Origin of the sequence: Lysobacter sp. FW306-1B-D06B (assembly GCF_038446665.1) — a bacterium.
Classification (GTDB): Bacteria; Pseudomonadota; Gammaproteobacteria; order Xanthomonadales; family Xanthomonadaceae; genus Lysobacter_J.
The window spans coordinates 3,149,534-3,169,128 of record NZ_CP151802.1; the positions used below are offsets into that span (position 1 = coordinate 3,149,534).

Annotated in this window: 16 protein-coding genes; 10 read left to right on the plus strand and 6 right to left on the minus strand. The window is 69.7% G+C overall.

The window, feature by feature from the left end:
- The first annotated feature begins 93 nt into the window (after window positions 1-93).
- The 5 genes from AAFF32_RS14575 (at window position 94) to AAFF32_RS14595 (ending at window position 5,227) form a co-directional block, all read left to right on the plus strand.
- Complete coding sequence (locus tag AAFF32_RS14575; RefSeq protein ID WP_216967245.1) at window positions 94-1,179, plus strand: hypothetical protein; 1,086 nt, start codon at window positions 94-96, stop codon at window positions 1,177-1,179.
- 53 nt (window positions 1,180-1,232) lie between these two features.
- Window positions 1,233-1,616 carry a ribonuclease domain-containing protein gene (locus AAFF32_RS14580; protein WP_216967243.1) on the plus strand — a complete coding sequence of 128 codons (384 nt, stop codon included), beginning with the start codon at window positions 1,233-1,235 and terminating at the stop codon, window positions 1,614-1,616.
- Window positions 1,617-1,860: 244 nt separating this feature from the next.
- On the plus strand, window positions 1,861-3,639 hold the full coding sequence (locus AAFF32_RS14585) for a M14 family metallopeptidase (RefSeq protein ID WP_342315573.1): 1,779 nt from the start codon (window positions 1,861-1,863) through the stop codon (window positions 3,637-3,639).
- Between the two features lie 54 nt (window positions 3,640-3,693).
- Window positions 3,694-4,770, plus strand: a complete 1,077-nt coding sequence (locus tag AAFF32_RS14590) for a YbaY family lipoprotein (protein ID WP_342315574.1) — start codon at window positions 3,694-3,696, stop codon at window positions 4,768-4,770.
- A 76-nt stretch (window positions 4,771-4,846) separates the two neighbouring features.
- Window positions 4,847-5,227, plus strand: coding sequence for an STAS/SEC14 domain-containing protein (locus AAFF32_RS14595; RefSeq protein ID WP_342315575.1), 381 nt, complete (start codon window positions 4,847-4,849; stop codon window positions 5,225-5,227).
- 252 nt (window positions 5,228-5,479) lie between these two features.
- On the opposite strand, the gene AAFF32_RS14600 is transcribed toward AAFF32_RS14595, so the two are convergent.
- On the minus strand, window positions 5,480-6,079 hold the full coding sequence (locus AAFF32_RS14600) for a YdeI/OmpD-associated family protein (protein WP_342315576.1): 600 nt from the start codon (window positions 6,077-6,079) through the stop codon (window positions 5,480-5,482).
- A 141-nt stretch (window positions 6,080-6,220) separates the two neighbouring features.
- Between AAFF32_RS14600 and AAFF32_RS14605 the strand changes: the two genes are divergently transcribed.
- Window positions 6,221-6,406, plus strand: coding sequence for a hypothetical protein (locus tag AAFF32_RS14605; protein WP_254201247.1), 186 nt, complete (start codon window positions 6,221-6,223; stop codon window positions 6,404-6,406).
- A gap of 3 nt (window positions 6,407-6,409) precedes the next feature.
- Here the strand turns inward: AAFF32_RS14605 and thpR are convergent, their stop codons facing one another.
- Entirely contained in the window at window positions 6,410-6,985 is a 576-nt protein-coding gene (thpR, locus tag AAFF32_RS14610) for an RNA 2',3'-cyclic phosphodiesterase (RefSeq protein WP_342315577.1), read from the minus strand.
- 128 nt (window positions 6,986-7,113) lie between these two features.
- Here thpR and AAFF32_RS14615 point away from each other — a divergent pair, with 128 nt between their 5' ends.
- The gene (locus AAFF32_RS14615) at window positions 7,114-9,216 is read left to right on the plus strand and encodes a gluconolaconase (RefSeq protein ID WP_342315578.1); all 2,103 of its coding nucleotides are present in this window, start codon (window positions 7,114-7,116) and stop codon (window positions 9,214-9,216) included.
- A 4-nt stretch (window positions 9,217-9,220) separates the two neighbouring features.
- Here the strand turns inward: AAFF32_RS14615 and AAFF32_RS14620 are convergent, their stop codons facing one another.
- Both AAFF32_RS14620 and AAFF32_RS14625 read right to left on the minus strand, forming a co-directional pair.
- Window positions 9,221-9,748: an alpha-ketoglutarate-dependent dioxygenase AlkB gene (locus AAFF32_RS14620; protein ID WP_342317282.1), complete on the minus strand. Its 528-nt coding sequence runs from the start codon at window positions 9,746-9,748 to the stop codon at window positions 9,221-9,223.
- 332 nt (window positions 9,749-10,080) lie between these two features.
- Entirely contained in the window at window positions 10,081-11,946 is a 1,866-nt protein-coding gene (locus AAFF32_RS14625; protein ID WP_342315579.1) for an ATP-binding cassette domain-containing protein, read from the minus strand.
- Between the two features lie 83 nt (window positions 11,947-12,029).
- On the opposite strand from AAFF32_RS14625, the gene AAFF32_RS14630 reads away from it, so the two are divergent.
- Complete coding sequence (locus AAFF32_RS14630) at window positions 12,030-12,938, plus strand: oxygenase MpaB family protein (RefSeq protein ID WP_216967228.1); 909 nt, start codon at window positions 12,030-12,032, stop codon at window positions 12,936-12,938.
- 6 nt (window positions 12,939-12,944) lie between these two features.
- Here AAFF32_RS14630 and AAFF32_RS14635 read toward each other — a convergent pair whose 3' ends face one another.
- A complete protein-coding gene (locus tag AAFF32_RS14635) occupies window positions 12,945-13,523 on the minus strand; it encodes a hypothetical protein (RefSeq protein WP_342315580.1) in 579 nt (192 codons plus the stop codon).
- Between the two features lie 121 nt (window positions 13,524-13,644).
- Entirely contained in the window at window positions 13,645-15,210 is a 1,566-nt protein-coding gene (locus AAFF32_RS14640) for a YdiU family protein (protein WP_216967225.1), read from the minus strand.
- A gap of 170 nt (window positions 15,211-15,380) precedes the next feature.
- Here AAFF32_RS14640 and AAFF32_RS14645 point away from each other — a divergent pair, with 170 nt between their 5' ends.
- Window positions 15,381-16,808, plus strand: a complete 1,428-nt coding sequence (locus AAFF32_RS14645; RefSeq protein ID WP_342315581.1) for an amidohydrolase family protein — start codon at window positions 15,381-15,383, stop codon at window positions 16,806-16,808.
- A 466-nt stretch (window positions 16,809-17,274) separates the two neighbouring features.
- The gene (locus AAFF32_RS14650) at window positions 17,275-19,350 is read left to right on the plus strand and encodes a DEAD/DEAH box helicase (RefSeq protein ID WP_342315582.1); all 2,076 of its coding nucleotides are present in this window, start codon (window positions 17,275-17,277) and stop codon (window positions 19,348-19,350) included.
- Window positions 19,351-19,595: the final 245 nt, after the last annotated feature.

The following is a 19,595-nucleotide window of genomic DNA, read 5'->3' on the forward strand; positions in this document are numbered from 1 at the left end:
TACGTAATCGGAGTAATTGCCCCCACCCGCGAACTCCAAACAATGGGATGCGATGCACCCGCATCACCCCACGCAAGAACAAGGAGATTCGCCATGGACAATTGGAATGCACAATTCACGCAGATGGTGCGCGGCACCTACCCCGCCTATTGGGGCAACTGGAGCCTGAGCCCCGACATCACGCCCGGTGCGGTCGGCATCCTCGATCCGGTCAGCGGCTCGTTCCGGCTCGTCAGCCAGCAGCTCAACGGCCTGACTTCCGCCAGCACCATCAAGACCCCGGTGAGTTCGGACTGGAACATGATGACCAGCTCCGTGTCGCGCAAGGAAACCAAGGTCTCCCTCGACGGTTCCGCCGTCGATCCCGAAACGGGCACCAAGATCACCGTCGGCACGCAGGTCGACTGGACCATGAGCAAGAGCGGCGACATGGTCTCGCAGTGCGCGCTGGACTCCACCACGCTGATCAACAACATCGACACCGTCCTCAACGCGCAGTACGCCTGGCTCAACACGCAGGCGCAGCAGTGCGGCATGGCGAGCAACCGCGGCATCTCGCAGGGGTTCGGCGTGATCACCAACGTGGTCTACGCGCGCAGCGGCCTCAACGTGGCCTCGCAGGCCGACGACAACACCTTCTCGCTGGTGGGCAGCGTGTCGGGCGTGAACGAGTTGCTCGGCCAGGCCAAGGGCCAGGGCTCCTACGTCAGCGCCAATTCGACCAAGAGCACCGACAAGCACTTGTGGCCGGCCGATCCGGGCAAGGTCGCCGCGGGCACGGCGCCGATCGCCTTCAGCTTCGCGTCCTTCGACGGCAATCTGCTGCTGCCGCGCTGGATCACCAACATCGGCTCCTACCAGCTCGTGCTGCGCAACAACCACGGCGGCACGTACGTGGTGAAGGCCACCCTCGCCTACGACTGCTCCACCGGTCACCAGACGCAGAACACCAGCGTCTCCGGCGGCCTCACCGCCACCTTCGGTGCGATCCCGCTGGATGCGACCAACATCGACCTCAACCTCGAGTTCGTCTGCATCGGCTCGAACGAGAAGAAGAGCTTCCACTGGCCGAACCCGCGCGGCGAATGGATCACGGGCATCCGCCACGTCGACCTGTACGGCGTGTGGCCAGGCCAGACCCGCGCCGTCGATGCCGAAGCCGGCATCAACCTCAACTGACATCCCCAACGCGATCGCGCCATTGCGATCGCGTCATCGCAAAGGAGTGTGCAATGAACACGACCCACACGCGTGCGGCGCTCGCCGTGCTGCCGTTGTTGCTGGCTGCCATGACCGTCCAGGCCAAGGTGCCCGAATGCGGGCGACTGCCCACCTTCGTGCGCGAAGCCGAGCGCAACCTCGCCTACTGCATCACCACCGATGCGGGCGCCGCCGACTGCCGGGCCGCCAACGTCGAGGCCTTCGCCAACAACGAAGGCCGGCTGCCGGCGGCCGGTCGCGGACAGGCGTACCGCGCCGGACGCGCGCAGCACCCGCAGGCCGATCCGCCGGGCCGCAACCGTGTCGTCTTCCTGGTCACTGAAGGCCAGCGCAAGCCGATCATCGAGGCGCGTTACTTCACTTCGGATCACTACGCGACGTTCTGTTCGCTGTAATGCCCTACCGAAGGATGCCCTCCTCCCGTTTTCGGGAGAAGGTGCCGGCAGGCGGATGAGGGCGATGGCACCGCTGCGTTCGCCTGCCCCCACCCCCTCTCCCGCAAGTGGGAGAGGGGCTGCATCACCTCGCGATGGCTCGACGGACTGCTGACACGCCTTGGCAGCAATGTGACCGTTGAGGACAAAGGCGGGGTTGCCGCCTCGGCTACCATGCGGCGTTTCCGAATCGAGACGCCGCACGATGACCCGCACGCTGCTTGTCGCCCCGCTCGTTGCCGCCCTGCTCGCCGCACTGCCCGCGGCCGCCGCCGCGCCGGAGGCCGCGCTGACCACCGTGTCCGAACGCAGCGGCTTCACGAAGACCGGCCGCTACGACGAGGTGATCGCGCTGTGCGAGGCCTTCGCCAGGCGCTATCCGCAGGCGGTGCGCTGCCAGGACTTCGGCACCACGCCCGAAGGCCGGCCGATGAAGGTGCTGGTGGTGTCCAAGGCCGGCGCGTTCACGCCGCAGGAGGCGAAGGCCAAGGGCCTGCCGGTGATGCTGATCCAGGGCGGCATCCACGCCGGCGAGATCGACGGCAAGGACGCGGGCTTCCTCGCGCTGCGCCAGACACTCGAGGGCGAGGCCGCTCCGGGCGCGCTCGACAGGCAGGTGCTGCTGTTCGTGCCGGTGTTCAACGTCGACGGCCACGAGCGCTTCGCCGCCTGGAACCGTCCCAACCAGCGCGGTCCGGAGGAAATGGGCTGGCGCACCACCGCGCAGAACTACAACCTCAACCGCGACTACGTGAAGGCCGACACGCCCGAGATGCAGGCGATGCTGCGTCTGGTCAATGCGTGGGACCCGCTGGCCTACGTCGACCTGCACGTCACCGACGGCGCCAAGTTCGAACACGACGTCTCCATCCAGGTCGAACCCGTGCACAGCGGCGACGACGCGCTGCGCCAGGCCGGTACCGCACTGCGCGACGGCGTGATCGCGCGCTTGGCGGCGGAAGGCTCGCTGCCGCTGCCGTTCTATCCGTCCTTCGTGCGCAACGACGAACCCGAGTCCGGCTTCGAGGACGGCGTCGCCACGCCGCGCTTCTCGCACGGTTATTTCCAGCTGCGCAATCGCCTGGGCATGCTGGTGGAAACGCACTCGTGGCGCGACTATCCGCACCGCGTGAACGTCACGCGCAACACCATCGTGGCGCTGCTGGACCTGCTCGCCGCGAACGGCGCGCAGTGGCAGGCGCAGGCGAACGCCGCCGACGCCCGCGCCCGCCAGCTCGCCGGCAAGCCGGTCGCGCTGGACTACAAGGCCACCGACAAGGTGCGCACGATCGACTTCCGCGGCTACGAATACACGCGCACGCCGTCGGACGTGTCCGGCGCGCCGATGACGCATTACGACGAAACCAAGCCGCAGATCTGGCACCTGCCGATGCGCGATGAGCTGGTGCCCGCGCACGTCGTCGCCGCACCGGCCGCCGGCTACATCGTGCCGGCCGCGCACGCGGCCTGGGTCGGCGCCAAACTCGACCAGCACGGCGTGCAGTACCGCCGCCTGGGCACCGCGCTGGCATCGGTGAAGGTCGAGGCCTTCCGCGCCGACAAGGCCACGCCCGCCGCGCAGTCGGTCGAAGGCCACCAGCGCATCACGCTGGAAGGCAGGTGGTCGCCGGAAACGCAGGACATCGGTGCCGGCGCGCTGTTCGTGCCGATCGACCAGCCCAAGGCGCGACTGGTGATCGCGTTGCTGGAACCGCAGGCGCCGGATGCGCTCGTGGCATGGGGCGAGTTCAACAACTACTTCGAGCGCAAGGAGTACATGGAGGACTACGTCGCCGAAGAGGTCGCGCGCGAGATGCTGAAGGATCCCAAGGTGAAGGCCGCCTTCGAGCAGCGCCTGAAGGACGACGCCGATTTCGCCGCCAGCCCGCAGCAGCGGCTGGAGTTCTTCGCGCGCCGGCATTCCTCCTGGGATTCGCAGTACCGCCGTTACCCGGTGGTGCGCGTGGAGCGCGCGCCGCGCTGACACAGCCGCGACGGGCGCACCGCTAGGCTGCGCCCGTTCCGACGGAGACGTGCCATGACCGCGTTCAAGACCTCCCTGCCCTGCATCGCGGTACTCGCCGCCGCGACGGTGCTTGTCGCCTGCCAGCCGCGAACGACCGACCATGCGGCCGCGCCCGCCACACCGGCCGCCGACACGCCCACTGCGCCGGCGGCGCAAGGCGCGCACGCCGTCACCGGCACCGCGACCTATCGCGAGCGCATCATGCCGCCGCCCGGCGCAAGCCTGCGCGTGCAGCTGCTCGACAACCTGCTCGCCGACACCTCGCAGGCGGTCATCGCCGAAACGACCTTGAAGGACGTCGCCGGCCCGCCGTTCGCCTTCGCCCTGCCGTTCGATGCATCGAAGCTGCGGCCCAACGGGCAGTACGGCCTGCACGCCTCGCTGAACGACGCCGATGGCAAGCCGGTCTTCGTCAGCGACACGCGCGTGCCGTTCGACCCGGCCGCGAACACACCGGTGGAGATCCTGATGGTCTCCGCCTCGCGTTCCGGCAAACCCGCCGCGCCCGCCGACGCATCGCAGACCATCGCGACAAACTGGCAGTGCGGCGACCTGCGCGTGGGCGCGACGTTCGACAACGCCGCCAAGCGCGTGACGTTGTCCCATGGCGGGCGCAGCACCTCGTTGCCGTTGGCGATGTCCGGCTCCGGCGCGCGATACGCCGACGAAAAGGGCAACGAGTTCTGGACCAAGGGCGACAGCGGCACGCTCACGCTCGATGGGCAGAAGCACGAATGCACGCAAACCCAGGCCGCGTCGCCCTGGGATGCGGCGCGCGCACGCAACATCGCCTTCCGCGCGGTCGGCAACGAACCGGGCTGGCTGGTGGAAGTCGGCAAAGGCGCGACACCGCCGCTGCATGCCGAACTCGACTTCGGCTCGCGCACGCTCGACATCGCCCAAACGCAGCGCAACGCACAGGGCGACGCCTGGACCGGCAAGACCGCCAGCGGCACGCAAGTGGAACTCAAGGCCGAACGCACGCCCTGCCAGGACGACAGCGGCGCCCGGTTCGACGTCACCGCCCGGCTGCAGGCCGGCGGCAAGAACTACACCGGCTGCGGCGCGTTCCTGATCGAAGAACGCTGAGGCACACGGCGATTTGACGCCCCGTGAACCCCGCGCCACGCACGCTGTGGCGCGAGACCAGCACACGGGCATCGCCATGATCGATCTACTGCCATCGCCGTCGCACGTCGGCGCCTACCGTTTCAGCGGCACGCTGGACGGCGCCGACTACGACCGCTGCATCGCGGACCTGGAAAGCCGCCTGCGCCTGCACGAACGCATCGGCATCTACTGCGACATGACCGGCTTCACCGGTATCACGCCCGAAGCGATGGCCAAGGACCTTCGCTACTCGCTGAGCAAGTTCGGCGAGTACCGCCGCTTCGCGCGCGGGGCGATCGTCACCGACAAGGAGTGGCTGGCGCGGATTTCGGAGTTCGCGGGACATTTCTTTCCGAACACCGAGATCCGCGCGTTCGAGCCCGCGGAGCACGATGCGGCGCTGGAGTGGGCGGCGCAGGTGGAGCCGTTACGGTAGCGGCCGCTCTTGGCCCCTCCCCCTGCTCGCAGGGGGAGGTTGGGAAGGGGTTGTGAGGCGCGATAGCGCCAAGCTCGAAGTGGCACCGAATCAAAGCCCAGCTCGCCGCGTTGCGGCTTCGCTACCCCTCCCCAACCCCGCAGCCCGATGGCGTTCGTCGGGATGCGCGCCATGCCGCGCAACATCCTTCCTCACCCCTGCAAGCACGGGAGGGAGAAACACCCGCCTGCTTGCAGTGAACCTAGCCGCCAGCTACTTCATGTACTTCCAGTTCCGCGACTTCCCATCCGCCAGCCATTCCAGCGTCTGCGCCAGCCGTCGCTGCCGCGTGTCCTCGCGCTTGGCCTCGACGATCCACTCGATGTAATCGCGCCGGTAGCTCGGCGCGAAACCCTCGAACGTCGCCCGCGCCTTCGCATTGCCGCGCAAGCCGGCGGCAAGATCGTCGGGAACATCCGCCTCCGCCTTCGGCACCGCCTTCTTCGCCGGTGCGCGGCGGACGCCGCTTTCGATCAGCGCCATCGCCCGCTTCACGTAGCCGCCCAGTTCACGCTTGCCCGGCAGGTCGGCCTTCTGGGTGATGCGGCCGAACTGCCCCATCGCCTCGCCCTTGCCGGTGTCGCCGACGATCGCCTCGCCGTTCCAGAACCACAGCGTCATGTGCTGCTTGAAGGCCGCCATGCCGCACAGGATCCTGCCGCGCCAGGTGAAGCTGGGCATGCCCCACTTCAGCGTTTCCTCCGCCTCCGGGCACGCCGCATGGACCGCCTCGCGCACCTGCGCGAGCAGCGGCCGGGCGAACTCCGCCGACTTGGCGATGTAGGCATCCACGCGCGGATCGACGGTGGGCATGCGGCGGCTCCGGGGACGACGGTTCGCGTCCTATTCTGCGCCCGCTTTCGCGTTGGACTGGATGAGGGGCGGAAGAATGGCAGGGGGTGTGTCATGGGCGATAGACGGACGCCGTGTTCCGCAATCCGCGTTGCGCGGCGCATGGGCCTGACCGCGCCGCAGCGGGAAATGCTCGAAGCCTGCGAGCGCTACGGTTGGCACCTGGCCTTCGTGCGCACGCCGCTGGAGCATCCGCTGCCGGTGCTGTTCGCCACCGCGCGCGACTACGTGGTGGTGCGCGAGGACGGCAGCATCGACCGGCGGCCGGACATCGCGCTGCGGCACTGAGCCTCAGTCCAGCGACCAGCGACCGACGACGTCGTAAGGCGTGCCGCGTCCGGGCTGGCTGTCGATCAGCACGAACTCGCGCACCGGCCACGACAGCGCCGGCACCGGCGTGGGCGCGAGGTGGCGGCGCACGTCGCGCTGGATCGTCAGGTGCGGGACGAAACTCGCCGCGGACTTCACCGGCACACGCTGCTGCGCCAGCGCACGACCGAGTGCGTCCCACAGGCGACGCAGTCCTTCGGGCGTCTCCTGCGAGCCCAGCCACCACACATCGCTGCCGCGGAAACTGCCCAGCTGGTCCAGCGGCAATTCGAACGCCGCCGCACGCACCGAATCGGCGGCCGCGCGCGCGGACGCCAGCAGCGTTTCCGGGAGCGGGCGGAAATCGCCCAGGAACTGCAACGTGACGTGGTAGCGATCCGGCTTGAGCGCGCGACCGCCCGGCGCGTGCGCCTGCACGAGCGCGCCGGCGGTGGCGGCGATGCGCGCGCGCAACGCGTCGTCCGGCCACAGGGCGAAGAACAGCCGGTGCAGTTCGCCCGCCGGCGTCGCGTCGAATCCCAATCCCATCTGCTGCATGCATGCATCCACTGCGCGCAGGACGTTGCGCGTGTGCGCACATTGTCGCGCCTCGCGCACGCGCGCGGCAGCCCGGCGCGATGGATGGGCATAATCGCCACGTCCGTGAATCGCGAACAAGGAAGCGCATGACCCGCAAGACCTGGCTGATGCTCGCCGTCGTCCTCACCGGCGGCGCGCTCGCCGCGACGTACCTGTTCGAGCCGCGCTCGCCCGTGGCGCAGGTCGCGCTGGGCCCGGCGCCGACGCCGATCGGATGGAGCGGACGCCTCGACCTGCTCGCGGGCGACGGCGTGGGCGGCCTGCGCGATGGCGCCGCGGCGCAGGCGCGTTTCGACGATCCCTGGGGCGTGGCGCGCGCCGACGACGGCACCGTGTACGTGGCCGATGCGGGCGACAACAACCGCATCCGCGCGATCCGTCCGGACGGCACCGTCGCGACGCTGGCCGGCTCCGGCGAAGGCTTCGCCGACGGCGCCGGCACGGCGGCGATGTTCAACACACCGTCGGGCCTCGCGCTGGATCGCGACGGCAATCTCTTCGTGGCCGACACCGGCAACCACGCGATCCGCAAGATCACGCCCGCGGGCGTCGTCAGCACGGTCGCGGGCGATGGCGTGGCCGGTTTCCGCGATGGCGTCGGCAGGCAGGCGCGTTTCGACGGGCCGATCGGCGTGGCCGTCGGCGGCGACGGCCGGCTCTACGTGGCCGATACCTACAACGACCGCATCCGCGTCATCGCGCGCGACGGCACGGTGAGCACGCTGGCCGGCGGCGAGCGCCCGGGCGATGCCGATGGCCCGGGCGCGATGGCGCGGTTCGACACGCCCACCGGCGTGGCGGTGGATGCGATGGACCGCGTCTGGGTGGCCGACCTGCGCAACAACGCGATCCGCCGAATCACGCCGCGCGGCGAGGTCAGCACGATCGCGCGCGCCCGGCCCGAGGACGAACGCCCGACCGTGCACCGTCCGCTGAGCCTGGCGCTGACGCACGACGGCGTGCTCTACGTCGGCGAGATGTACCGCGGCGACATCGTGCAGATCGCGCGCGACGGACGTACCAGCACCGTCACCGGCCAGACGCAGGCGCAGCACCTCGCGCGCGCGGCGGGCCTGGCGGTGGACGCGGACGGGGTGCTGTTCGTCGCCGATGCCAACAGTCATCGCATCCACCGCGTCGATCCGGCTTCCACCGCCGCGCCCGATGCGCCGCAGGTCGTCGGCCCCTCGCCCGCCGATCCGCTGCCCGCCACGCAGGGCCGCTGGCCGCTGCGGCCGCAGGACGGCTGGCACGAAGTGGTCGGCACGCTGGGCGAAGTGCGCGGCAACTACAAGAAGGAAAACCGCGACCACCTGCACAGCGGGCTCGACATCCGCGGCGACGTGGGCCAGGAGGTCGTCGCCATCGCCGACGGCAAGGTCAGTAGTCCGCACGGCGCATGGGGCTTCGGCGAGCTGGGCGAAGGCATGGCCATCGACACGCTCGGTTACATCCACATGCGCGTGGGCCGCACGCCGCGCGGCGAGGTGCTGGATCCGGCGCGCTTCGTGCGCATCGACGGCGAGGACGGCAAGCCCGAACGCATCCGCGTGCGGCGCGGCACGCGCTTCCACGCCGGCGACGTGCTGGGCACGATCAACGCGATGGCGCACGTGCACCTCAGCGTCGGCGCCAGCGGGTACGAGCGCAACGCGATCGCGCTGGGCTTCGTGAATTACGCCGACCATTGGGCGCCGCGCATCGACCGGATCGAACTGCTCGATGCGCAGCTGCAACCGCTGGCGACCAGGCGCGAGGGCCACATCGTCCTGCCGCGCGCTACACCGCAGGTGCAGATCGCGGTGGATGCCTGGGACCAGGTGGACCGCAACCTGCCGCGCCGCCGGCTGGGACTGCACGCGCTGGGCTACCAGTGGCTCGACGCGAACGGCGCGCCGCTGCCCGGCTACGAGCAGCCGCGCATGAACATCGAATTCAACCGCATGCCGGCCGAACCCGAAGCCGTCATGGTGGCTTACGGTCCGGGCAGCGGCATCACCGTGCACGGCAGCGCGATCACCCGTTTCCAATACCTGGTGACCAACACCGTGCGCGACGGGCAACTCGCCACCGGCGCATGGCAGCCGTCGGAACTGCCGGCCGGCGACTACGTGCTGCGCATCACCGCGCAGGATTTCAGCGGCAACGTCGCCGTCGCGGGCCGTGATCTGCCGGTGCGGCTGGAATAGACCTTCAGCGCGCCGCCTTCGGCGGCCGCAAGCGATACGCGAGGCTGATGCGCGGGCCGACCGGTTCGCGCGTCTTCGGAATGCCGTGCTCGTGGGTGAGCTGCGAGGCATGGCTCATCACCAGCAGGCTGCCGGGCTCCAGGTCGAGGTGCACGACCTCGCGATGGGGCGCCTTCGCGCGGATCGTCATGCGCCGCGCGGCGCCCAGCGAGAGCAGCGCGATCGGATGACGCGGCACGAGCATGTGCAGCTTGTCGCCGTGCGGGGCGACGCTGTCGTGACCGTCGCGGTAGAAGTTCAGACCGACGGCGTTGAAGGGTTCGCGCAGGTGCTCGCGCAAGCGCATGCGCGCCTCGACCAGCGGCGCGGGAACGCCGTCATCGTCGAAACGGTAGGACGCCACCAGGCGCGGCACGTCGACGATGCGGTCGTACATGGGCCGGCGCTGCGCTTCCCAGGCGACGGTGTCGCGCAGCTCGTCGAACCAGTGTGCTGCGAGCGCGGGCGGGATGAAGTCGGGCCAGTAGCGCATCCCGCCTTCGCCGTCCTTGATCAGCGTGCGCGGGCCGAGGTCGGGCGGCGGCGCGAAGAGGTCGGTTTGGGGGATGGCGCGCGGCATCGCGCGAGTTTGCGTTGGGGGTGTCTCGTGGGGTGAGACGGAGAGCTCCTGCCTCCCTTCTCCCCTTGAGGCGACCAAAGGGAGTGCAGAGCTGAGAAGGTGGCGCGAAGCGCCGGAAGAGGGGTGGCGCGCGAAGCGCACTTCAAGCAGCCCTACCCCTCTCCCTGACTCGCTTCGCGAGCCTGCCCCTCTCCCGCAAGGGGAGAGGGGCGACCATGGCGGCGGTTGCGAGGCGGAACGGAGCCTCAGCCTTCCAGCTCGTTCCACCGCTCGTACGCGGCGTCGAGTTCAGCCTGCGTCTTCGCCATCAGGTCCGTGTGCGCGGTGATCGCCGCCGCGTCGCGCTGGTAGAACGCGGGCTCGTTCATCTGCGCGGTGAGTTCGGCGACGCGCGTTTCCAGTGCTTCGATGCGCGCCGGCAGCTGCTCCAGCTCGCGCGCGTCCTTGTAACTCAGCTTCTTCTTCGCGGCGGGCGCGGGCGAAGACGCGGCGGCCGCGACGGGTTTCGTCGCAACCAACGGCACGGACTTCACCGGACGCTGGCGCAGCCAGTCGGTGTAACCGCCGACGTATTCGCCGACGCGACCGTCGCCTTCCATCACCAGCGTGGAGGTCACCACGTTGTCGAGGAAATCGCGATCGTGGCTGACCAGGAGCAGCGTACCGGGGTAGTCGGCCAACAGTTCTTCCAGCAGTTCCAGCGTTTCGACGTCCAGGTCGTTGGTCGGTTCGTCCATTACCAGCAGGTTGGACGGTTGCGCGAACAGCTTGGCCAGCAGCAGGCGGTTGCGCTCGCCGCCGGAGAGGCGGGTGATCGGCGCGCGCGCACGTTCGGGCGTGAACAGGAAATCCTGGAGATACCCGATCACGTGCTTGGACTTGCCGCCGACCTCGACGAACTCGCGGCCCTCGGCCACGTTCTCCAGCGCGTTCCAGTCCTCGCGCAGCGTGGCGCGGTACTGGTCGAAGTACGCGACCTGCAGGTTGCTGCCCAGCTTCACTTCGCCCGAATCGGGCTTCAGCTCGCCCAGCAGCAGCTTGATGAGCGTGGTCTTGCCGCTGCCGTTGGGGCCGATCAGGCCGATGCGGTCGCCGCGGAAGATGGTGGTGGACAGGTCGCGGATGAGCGCGCGCTCCCCGTAGGCGAAGTTCAGGTCCTTGGCTTCGACGACCTTCTTGCCGGAACTCTCGCTCTGGGCGAAGTCCATCTTCACGTTGCCGGTCAGGTCGCGTCGCTGCGAGCGCTCCACGCGCATCGCCTTGAGGCGGCGCACGCGGCCTTCGTCGCGCGTGCGGCGGGCTTTGATGCCCTGCCGGATCCAGACTTCCTCCTGCGCCAGCATCTTGTCGAAGCGTGCGTTTTCCTGCGCTTCGGCGTTGAGGCGTTCCTCGCGGCGGCGCAGGTAGTTGTCCCAGTCGCCGGGCCAGCTGGTCACCTGGCCGCGGTCGATCTCGACGATGCGCGTGGCCAGCGAACGCAGGAAGCGGCGGTCGTGGGTGACGAACACCAGCGCGCCTTGCCAGCCCTTGAGGAAGCTTTCGAGCCAGTCGATGGCCTCGATGTCCAGGTGGTTGGTCGGCTCGTCCAGCAGCAGCACGTCCGGCGCGGACACCAGCGCGCGCGCCAGCAGCACGCGGCGCTTCATGCCGCCCGACAGGCGCGCGAACACGGCGTCGCCGTCCAGGTCCAGTTTCTGCAACGTCTCGGTCACGCGCTGGTCCAGCGACCAGCCCTGCGCATCCTCGATCTTCTGCTGCACTTTCGCCAGCGCGTCGGTGTCGACGTGTTCGGCGTGGCTGAGATGGTGGAACTGCGCCAGCCAGGCGCCCAGTTCGCCCAGGCCGCCGGCGACCACGTCCCAGACGTCGCCGTCGGCGCCGTGCGGCACTTCCTGTTCAAGACGGGCGACGCGAACGCCGCCTTCGCGGCGGATCTCGCCGTCGTCGGGGTGGATTTCCTCGGCGATCAGGCGCATCAGCGTGGACTTGCCGGCGCCGTTGCGGCCGATCAGCGCGATGCGCTCGCCGGGTTCGATGGACAGGACGACGTCGTCCAGCAGCAAGGGGCCGCCGACGCCGTAGTCGACGTTGTTCAGGGTGATCAGGGGCATGCGGGCATTCTACCGGCTTGCCCTCACCCCAACCCCTCTCCCGCGAGCGGGAGAGGGGCTCGAGCGCATGGGATCATCGCCCCATGCCGCCCCTGCGCGCCCTCGCCGCCCAACGCATCCGCCACTGGGTGCTGTCCGCGTTCCCGCGCGGGCAGAGCGGCATCGACTACGACCGCCCGCCCGGCGATCCCGGCCTGTTCGGCCCGGACAGCGTCACCTGGCGCGTGCACGCGGATTTCCCCGGCATGCTCGCCGGCGGGCTGTGCGCGCTGATGCTGCAGACGCTGCACCCGCTCGCGCTGGCCGGCGTGTACGACCATTCCAACTTCCGCACCGACCTGGTCGGCCGCCTGCGTCGCACCACCAACTTCGTCGCGGGCACGACGTACGCGTCGCGCCCCGAAGCGCAGAAACTGATCGACCGCGTCGCCGGCATCCACGCGCAGGTGCACGGCGTCACGCCCGACGGCCGCGCATACCGCGCCGACGATCCCGCGCTGCTGACCTGGGTGCATGTCACGGAGAGCTTCGGCTTCCTGGAAGGCTTCCGCCGCTATTCGCCGCTGGCGCTGCCCGTCGGAGCCGCCGATGCGTACTACGACGAAGTCCGCCGCATCGCCGAAGCGCTGGGCGCACGCGACGTGCCCGCTTCGGAAGCCCAGGTGCGCGATTACTTCGCCCAGGTGCAGGACGGGCTGGGATTCGACGAACGCTCGCGCGAAGTGCTCGACGTGCTCGCGCACATCCGTCTGCCGGTGCCGGCGGCGGGGCTGTCGCGTGAGCTGTTCCTCGGCGCGGGCGCGGCGCTGCTGCCGCACTGGGCAGTGCAGCGACTGTCGCTGGGCACGGCGCAACGCACCCGCGCCCGCGTCGCCGCAGGCACGTTGCGCGCGATCGCGCCGCTGTTCCGCATCGCGCTCAGCGACGGCGTCGCGCCGCGCGCGTGCCGTCGCGTGGACGTGGAGCCGGCGATCCTGGATCGCTGGCCCTGAGCCCGCTCAGCCGCCAGGTGGCGGCAGCACCACGATCCGCGTCGCCGTGCGCAGGCGGCCCTGCATGCGGAAGGCCAGGTCGACTTCGTCGCCGGCCTTGAGCTGGTCGAACCGCATCGGGCTGCCGTCCAGCGCGAAAACCTGCGTCTGCGCGTCGAAGCCGATGCGATTGCGGATGCGGCTTTGGTCCTGATCGATCAGCAGCACGCCGGTGCGCGGCACGATCTCGCCGATGGTGCCGTGCAGGTACTGGCCCCAGCCCTGCCCCGGCGTGGTGTCGGGCAGGCGCCGCACGGACGTGGCCTCGATGCGGTTGCCGGTGGTCACCGTGTTCAGCAGCAGGCGGTCGCCGGGCTGCAGCTTCGGTCGCGTCGCGCGATCGGCCGCCGCCTTCGCCTCGTCGTAGTACAGGTTGATCGGCGCGCCCTGCCCCAGTTCGCTGCCGGTGCGCGCGTCCTGGCTGAGCACGATGCGGTGCTGCTTGGGATCATGGCGCTGCAACGTGCCGACGATGCGACCCTGCACCTGGGCGAACGCCGTCGCCATGAAGCCGACCGCGACGCACGCCATCAGCGCGATCGCCACGGCACGAAGCCCGCCTGCCCTCGCCCGCCCGGCGGCGATGGTCCCAACCCTCGAATTGCCCATGGCGCACCTCCACGATGCCCCTGCGGCGGCATCATGCGCGGCCCGCGTGTAGGCGGTGTCAGGAACTGCAGGACAGCATCGAGCAGCCGGCGCGTTCGCGCGCCCAGTCAGGCCGGCGGCGTGCGTAGGCCTCGTGGCCGGGCTGGTCGTCGTAGGGGCGGCGCATGACCTCCAGCAGCTCGGTCACGCCGCCGATGTCGCCTTCGGTCGCGCGATCGATCGCTTCCTGCGCGAGGTAGTTGCGCAGCACGTAGCGCGGGTTGGCGGCGTTCATGCGCGAGCGCCGCGCATGCGGCGTCAGGTCCTGCGCATCCAGGCGCACGGCGTAGAGCCGCAGCCATTCGCGCAACGCCGGCTCCACCGCCTCGCGGCGCGCGGCGTCGTAGAAGGCGTCGTCCAGGGGCGCGAGATCCGGCGACTTCGGATCGATATCGGCCAGCCCGCGGAAGAACAGCGTCATGTCGATCTCGCCCTCGGTCAGCAGGTCCTGCAACTGCTGCATCAGCGCGGTGTCCTCTTCGCGACAGGCGTCCAGCCCGAGCTTGCGCGCGGTGTTCTCGCGGTCGCATTCCAGGTAGGTGGAGACGAAGCGGCGCAGGCCGGCCTGCAACGGCTCGGTGTCGTCGAACAGCAGCGAGAGCGAACCCGCCAGCCGCCCGAGGTTCCAGTACGCCACCTGCGGCTGCTGGCCGAATCGATAGCGGCGCTGGTGGCGATCGGTGGTGTTGGGCGTCCAGCCGGGATCGAAGTTGTCGATCCAGCCGTAGGGACCGTAGTCGATGGTCAGGCCGAGGATCGACATGTTGTCGGTGTTCATCACGCCGTGCACGAAGCCCACGCGGATCCAGTGCGCCATCAACCGCGCCGTGCGTTCGCACACCTGCGCGAACCATTCGGCATACACCGGCTGCCCACGGCCGAGGCTGCGAAGCTCCGGGAAGTCGCGGCGGATGCAGAAGTCGGCCAGCTTGCGCAGCAGTTCGGTGTCGTTGCGCGAGGCCGGCAATTCGAAATTGCCGAAGCGGATGAACGAGGGCGCGACGCGGCACACCACCGCACCGGGCTCCAGTTGCGGGTGGCCGTCGTAGAACATGTCCCGCTCGACCCACTCGCCGGTGCCGACCAGGCTCAGCGCGCGCGTGGTCGGCACGCCGAGGTGGTACATCGCCTCGCTGCACAGGAACTCGCGGATCGAGGAGCGCAGCACCGCGCGGCCGTCGGCGCTGCGCGAGTACGGGGTGGGCCCGGCGCCCTTGAGTTGCAGCTCCCAGCGTTCGCCGGCCGCATTGATCATCTCGCCCAGCGTGATCGCACGGCCGTCGCCCAGTTGCCCCGCCCACTGGCCGAACTGGTGGCCGCCGTAGTTGGCCGCGAACGGCTGCATGCCCGGCAACAGCGCGTTGCCGCCGAAGACGCGGGCGAATTCGGGCGAGGCGACGTCGGCGTCGCTGAAGCCCAGCCGCCGCGCCATGTCCGCCGAATACGCGAGCAGGCGCGGCTGCGCCACCGGCGTGGGCTCCACGCGCGAGTACGCGGCGCCGTGCACCTGGCGCACGCCGGGTGCGAGGTCGGGATCGCCGGGGAGGTCTCGAACGAAGGTGTTGTCGAAGTGTGGATTCAGCATGATGCGACGGCGCCGTAACTGCTTCCCAGATGGTGCCGCCGCCGGACGGTACAAGCGGTGAATCCCCGGCAAGCGCGCGAACCGACCGATGCGGCACGACGGAGGTCGCGGTCCGCCTTGGCACGGCCGCGTATGCTGCGCCTTTACCGTCGCATTGGGGATACGACCGGATGACCACGCGCGCCCGCACGCACGCCGCTACTGGCGAACACACCACACGCCATGCCGCGTCCCGCTCCAGCCTGCTGCGTCCGGCGCTTGCCGGCGCCGTGCTGCTCGCGTTGAGCGCGTCCGCCGCCGTCGCCCAGGCACCGTCCGCGGCGCCCTCGTGCAGCCTCGTCCAGGCCGGCCGCCTGCTCGACCGCCCCGGCCATGCCCCGCGCGGCGCGAGCACGCTGCTGGTGTGCGGCGGCCGGGTCGAGGCGGTGCGCGATGGCTTCGTGGACGCATCGGCGTTCCCGAACGCGGGCAACGCCTTGGTCATCGACCTGCGCAGCCGCTTCGTCCTGCCGGGCCTGATCGACAGCCACGTCCACCTCACCTCCGACAAGGCCGGCGTGGAAGGCCAGCTGGAAGGCATTTCCAAGGGCGTGGCCGATCACGCGTACGAGGCCGCCGTGAACGCGCGCAAGACGCTGGCCGCCGGCTTCACCACCGTGCGCAACCTCGGCGACGAAGACGGCGTGACGCTGGCGCTGCGCGACGCGGTGGCGGCGGGCAAGCTGCCGGGACCGCGGATCGTCGATGCGGGCAACGCGATCTCCACCACCTCCGGCCACATGGACCCGACGCTGGGCTTCCGCGACGATCTGCACGCGGCGCTCGACGTGCACGGCAACACCTGCGACGGCGCCGACGATTGCCGCAAGGCGGTACGCCGCCAGGTCGCGCGCGGCGTGGACGTGATCAAGATCGCCACCACCGGCGGCGTGAACAGCCGCATCGGCGCGGGCCTGGGCCAGCAGATGTTCGACGACGAGGCGCGCGCGATCGTCGAGACCGCGCACTTGTACAAGAAGAAGGTCGCCGTGCACGCGCACGGTGCGGACGGCATCGCCCTGGCCTTGCGCGCGGGTGCGGATTCGATCGAGCACGGCACGCTGATGGACGATGCCGACCTCAAACTGCTGCGCCAGACCGGCGCGTACTACGTCCCCACGCTGTCCACCGTGAACGGCTACCGGGAGCGCCTGGCGAAGAATCCCGACGCCTACACCGGCGAGGTGCGCGAGAAGATCGAATGGCGCATCGGCATCACCGGCAAGGCGCTGGAACGCGCGGTGCCCGCCGGCGTGAAGATCGCCTTCGGCACGGATGCCGGCGTGAGCCTGCACGGGCGCAACGCGGACGAATTCGAACTGATGGTTGCGCACGGCATGACGCCGGCGACCGCGATCGCGGCCGCGACCGTCAACGCCGCCGACCTGCTCGGGCTGGCCGACCAGGTGGGCTCGCTCGACGTGGGCAAGCGCGCGGACCTGATCGCGGTGAACGGCGATCCGCTCAGCGACGTGACGGTGCTCAAGCAGGTGCAGTTCGTGATGAAGGATGGGCGCGTGGAGAAGGATGTCCGGGGTGCTGCCGTGGTGTCGCGCTGATCGCGCAAGCGTCTGCACTGCTGTCATCGCGGCGAAGGCCGGGATCCAGACTTCATCCAGCGGCACTCCCACCAGGGGGAACTCCCCCCGTCATTCCCGCGAAGGCGGGAATCCAAGGACGTTCCATGCCTTCGTGATGGCATGTGGAACGCGACAGTCCTGCCGTTGTATCTGACTTGCCCAAGGTGAAGCGTGGAAAGTCCATGGATTCCCGCCTCCGCGGGAATGACGGTGAGGTGGTTTGCCGCAGCGGGAGTGCCCACCGTCCACGGGCCTGGGTCCCGGCCTTCGCCGGGATGACGTTGGACGCGGGACTGTCGATCAAGACGGGACGACAGCCCTACGAAGGCGCCACGCGAACCGCCACGGCGTCTCCAAAACCCGCCCCACACGGCCAACACACCCCGCTGCGCTAGAATGTTCGGTCTTCCGACCGGCGAACGCCGGCGCTGCCGAGTCCTCCCCCATGAGCGCCGAGTCGCCCAACTCGAACGATGCCCCGTCCCTGAAATTCACCGACCTCGCCCTGTCCGAGCCCCTTCTGCGGGCACTGAGCGACGTCGGCTACGAGTCACCCTCGCCCATCCAGGCCGCCACCATCCCGCCGCTGCTGGAAGGCCGCGACGTGCTCGGCCAGGCCCAGACCGGCACCGGCAAGACCGCCGCGTTCGCGCTGCCGATCCTGGCGCAGATCGAACCGGGCAAGCACAAGCCGCAGGCGCTGGTGCTGGCGCCGACGCGCGAGCTGGCCATCCAGGTCGCCGAAGCGTTCCAGAAGTACGCCCATCACCTGCCCGGCTTCCACGTCCTGCCGATCTACGGCGGGCAGAGCTACTACCCGCAGTTGCAGGCGCTCAAGCGTGGCGTGCAGGTCGTGGTGGGCACGCCCGGCCGCGTGATCGACCATCTGGAGCGCGGCTCGCTCGACCTGTCCGAACTGCGCTGCCTGGTGCTCGACGAAGCCGACGAAATGCTGCGCATGGGCTTCATCGACGACGTCGAGGCCGTGCTGAAGAAGACGCCGGAGACGCGCCAGGTCGCGCTGTTCTCGGCGACCATGCCGCCGCCGATCCGGCGCATCGCCCAGACCTACCTGAAAGACCCGGTCGAGATCGCCATCAAGGCCAAGACCACCACGGCCGCGAACATCCGCCAGCGCTACTGGGGCGTGAGCGGCGTGCACAAGCTCGATGCGATCACCCGCATCCTGGAGGCCGAACCTTTCGACGCGATGATCGTCTTCGCGCGCACCAAGCAAGCCACCGAAGAGCTGGCCGACAAGCTGGCCGCGCGCGGCATCGCCGCGGCCGCGATCAACGGCGACGTGCAGCAGGCGCAGCGCGAGAAGACCATCCAGAACCTCAAGGACGGCAAGATCGACGTGCTGGTCGCCACCGACGTGGCCGCGCGCGGACTGGACGTGGAACGCATCAGCCACGTGCTGAACTTCGACATCCCCTACGACACCGAAAGCTACGTCCACCGCATCGGCCGCACCGGCCGCGCCGGGCGCAAGGGCGAGGCGATCCTGTTCGTGACGCCGCGCGAACGCGGCATGCTGCGCGCGATCGAGCGCGCCACGCGCCAGCCGATCGAGCCGATGGCGCTGCCCACCGTCGAAACGGTCAACGAGCAGCGCGTGAACCGCTTCCTCGGCCGCATCACCTCCGCGCTGGAAGGCAATGACCTGGCGCAGTTCCGCGACCTGGTCGAACGCTACGAGCGCGAGCAGAACGTGCCCGCGGTCGAAATCGCCGCCGCACTGGCCAAGCTGGTGCAGGGCGACATGCCGCTGCTGCTGGACGTCACCGCCGAGAAGCTGCGGCCGCATGCGCAGGTGGGTTTCGATCGCGCTCCGCGCGAGGGTCAACGCGACGGCCACCGCGAGCGCCGCGAACCGCGTTTCGAACGCGACGACCGCCGCCCGGCGCGCGAGCCGCGCCCCGAGCGCGACGATCGCCCGCGCCACGCCGACCGCCAGTTCACGCCGCCGGCGTACGAGCGTCCGGTGATCGAACGTCCGTCCAGCGAACGGCCTGTCGAGCGTCACCACGAACGCCCAGCCCACGAACGTCCGGTCAATGCCGCCGAGTCGATGTTCGATGACGAGGCGCCGTCGCGCTCGTTCGAGCAGCGTGCGCCGCGCGACCGCGCGGCCCCGGAAGCGGGCATGGAAACCTTCCGCATCGAGGTCGGCCACGTGCACGGCGTGAAGCCGGGCAACATCGTCGGCGCGATCGCCAACGAGGCCGAGCTGGAAAGCCGCTACATCGGCCGCATCGACATCCGCGACGACCACAGCCTGATCGACCTGCCCGAGGGCATGCCGCGCGAGGTCATGGACCACCTCAAGCGCGTGCGCGTGGCGGGCCAGCAGCTGCGCATCAGCCGGCCGGGCGAAGGCAGCCACGGCGGGCAGCGTCCGCACGGTCGCCACGAGCGCGGCGGTTTCGATGACGATCGCCGGCCGCCGCCGCGCGGGCCGCGCCCGCACGGTGCCGGGCCGCGCAAGCCGGGCGGATTCCGGCCGAAGCCGCGCTGAGTCGTCGCGGCGAATGACCGTCGCCTCCGCTCGCCTCATCAGGGCATAGAGCGGGGGCTACGGTCCGTAACGCGGGGATGCGAAAGGGCATCCCTCCGACCGCAGAGCTGTTTCACCGTCATTCCCGCGAAGGCGGGAATCCAGGGACGCTTCATGCTTTGCCGGTTTCGTATGAAGAGCAACAGCCAGGCTTCTGCCTCTCAAACGTTCGAGGAAGAGCGTGAAAAGTCCCTGGATTCCCGCTT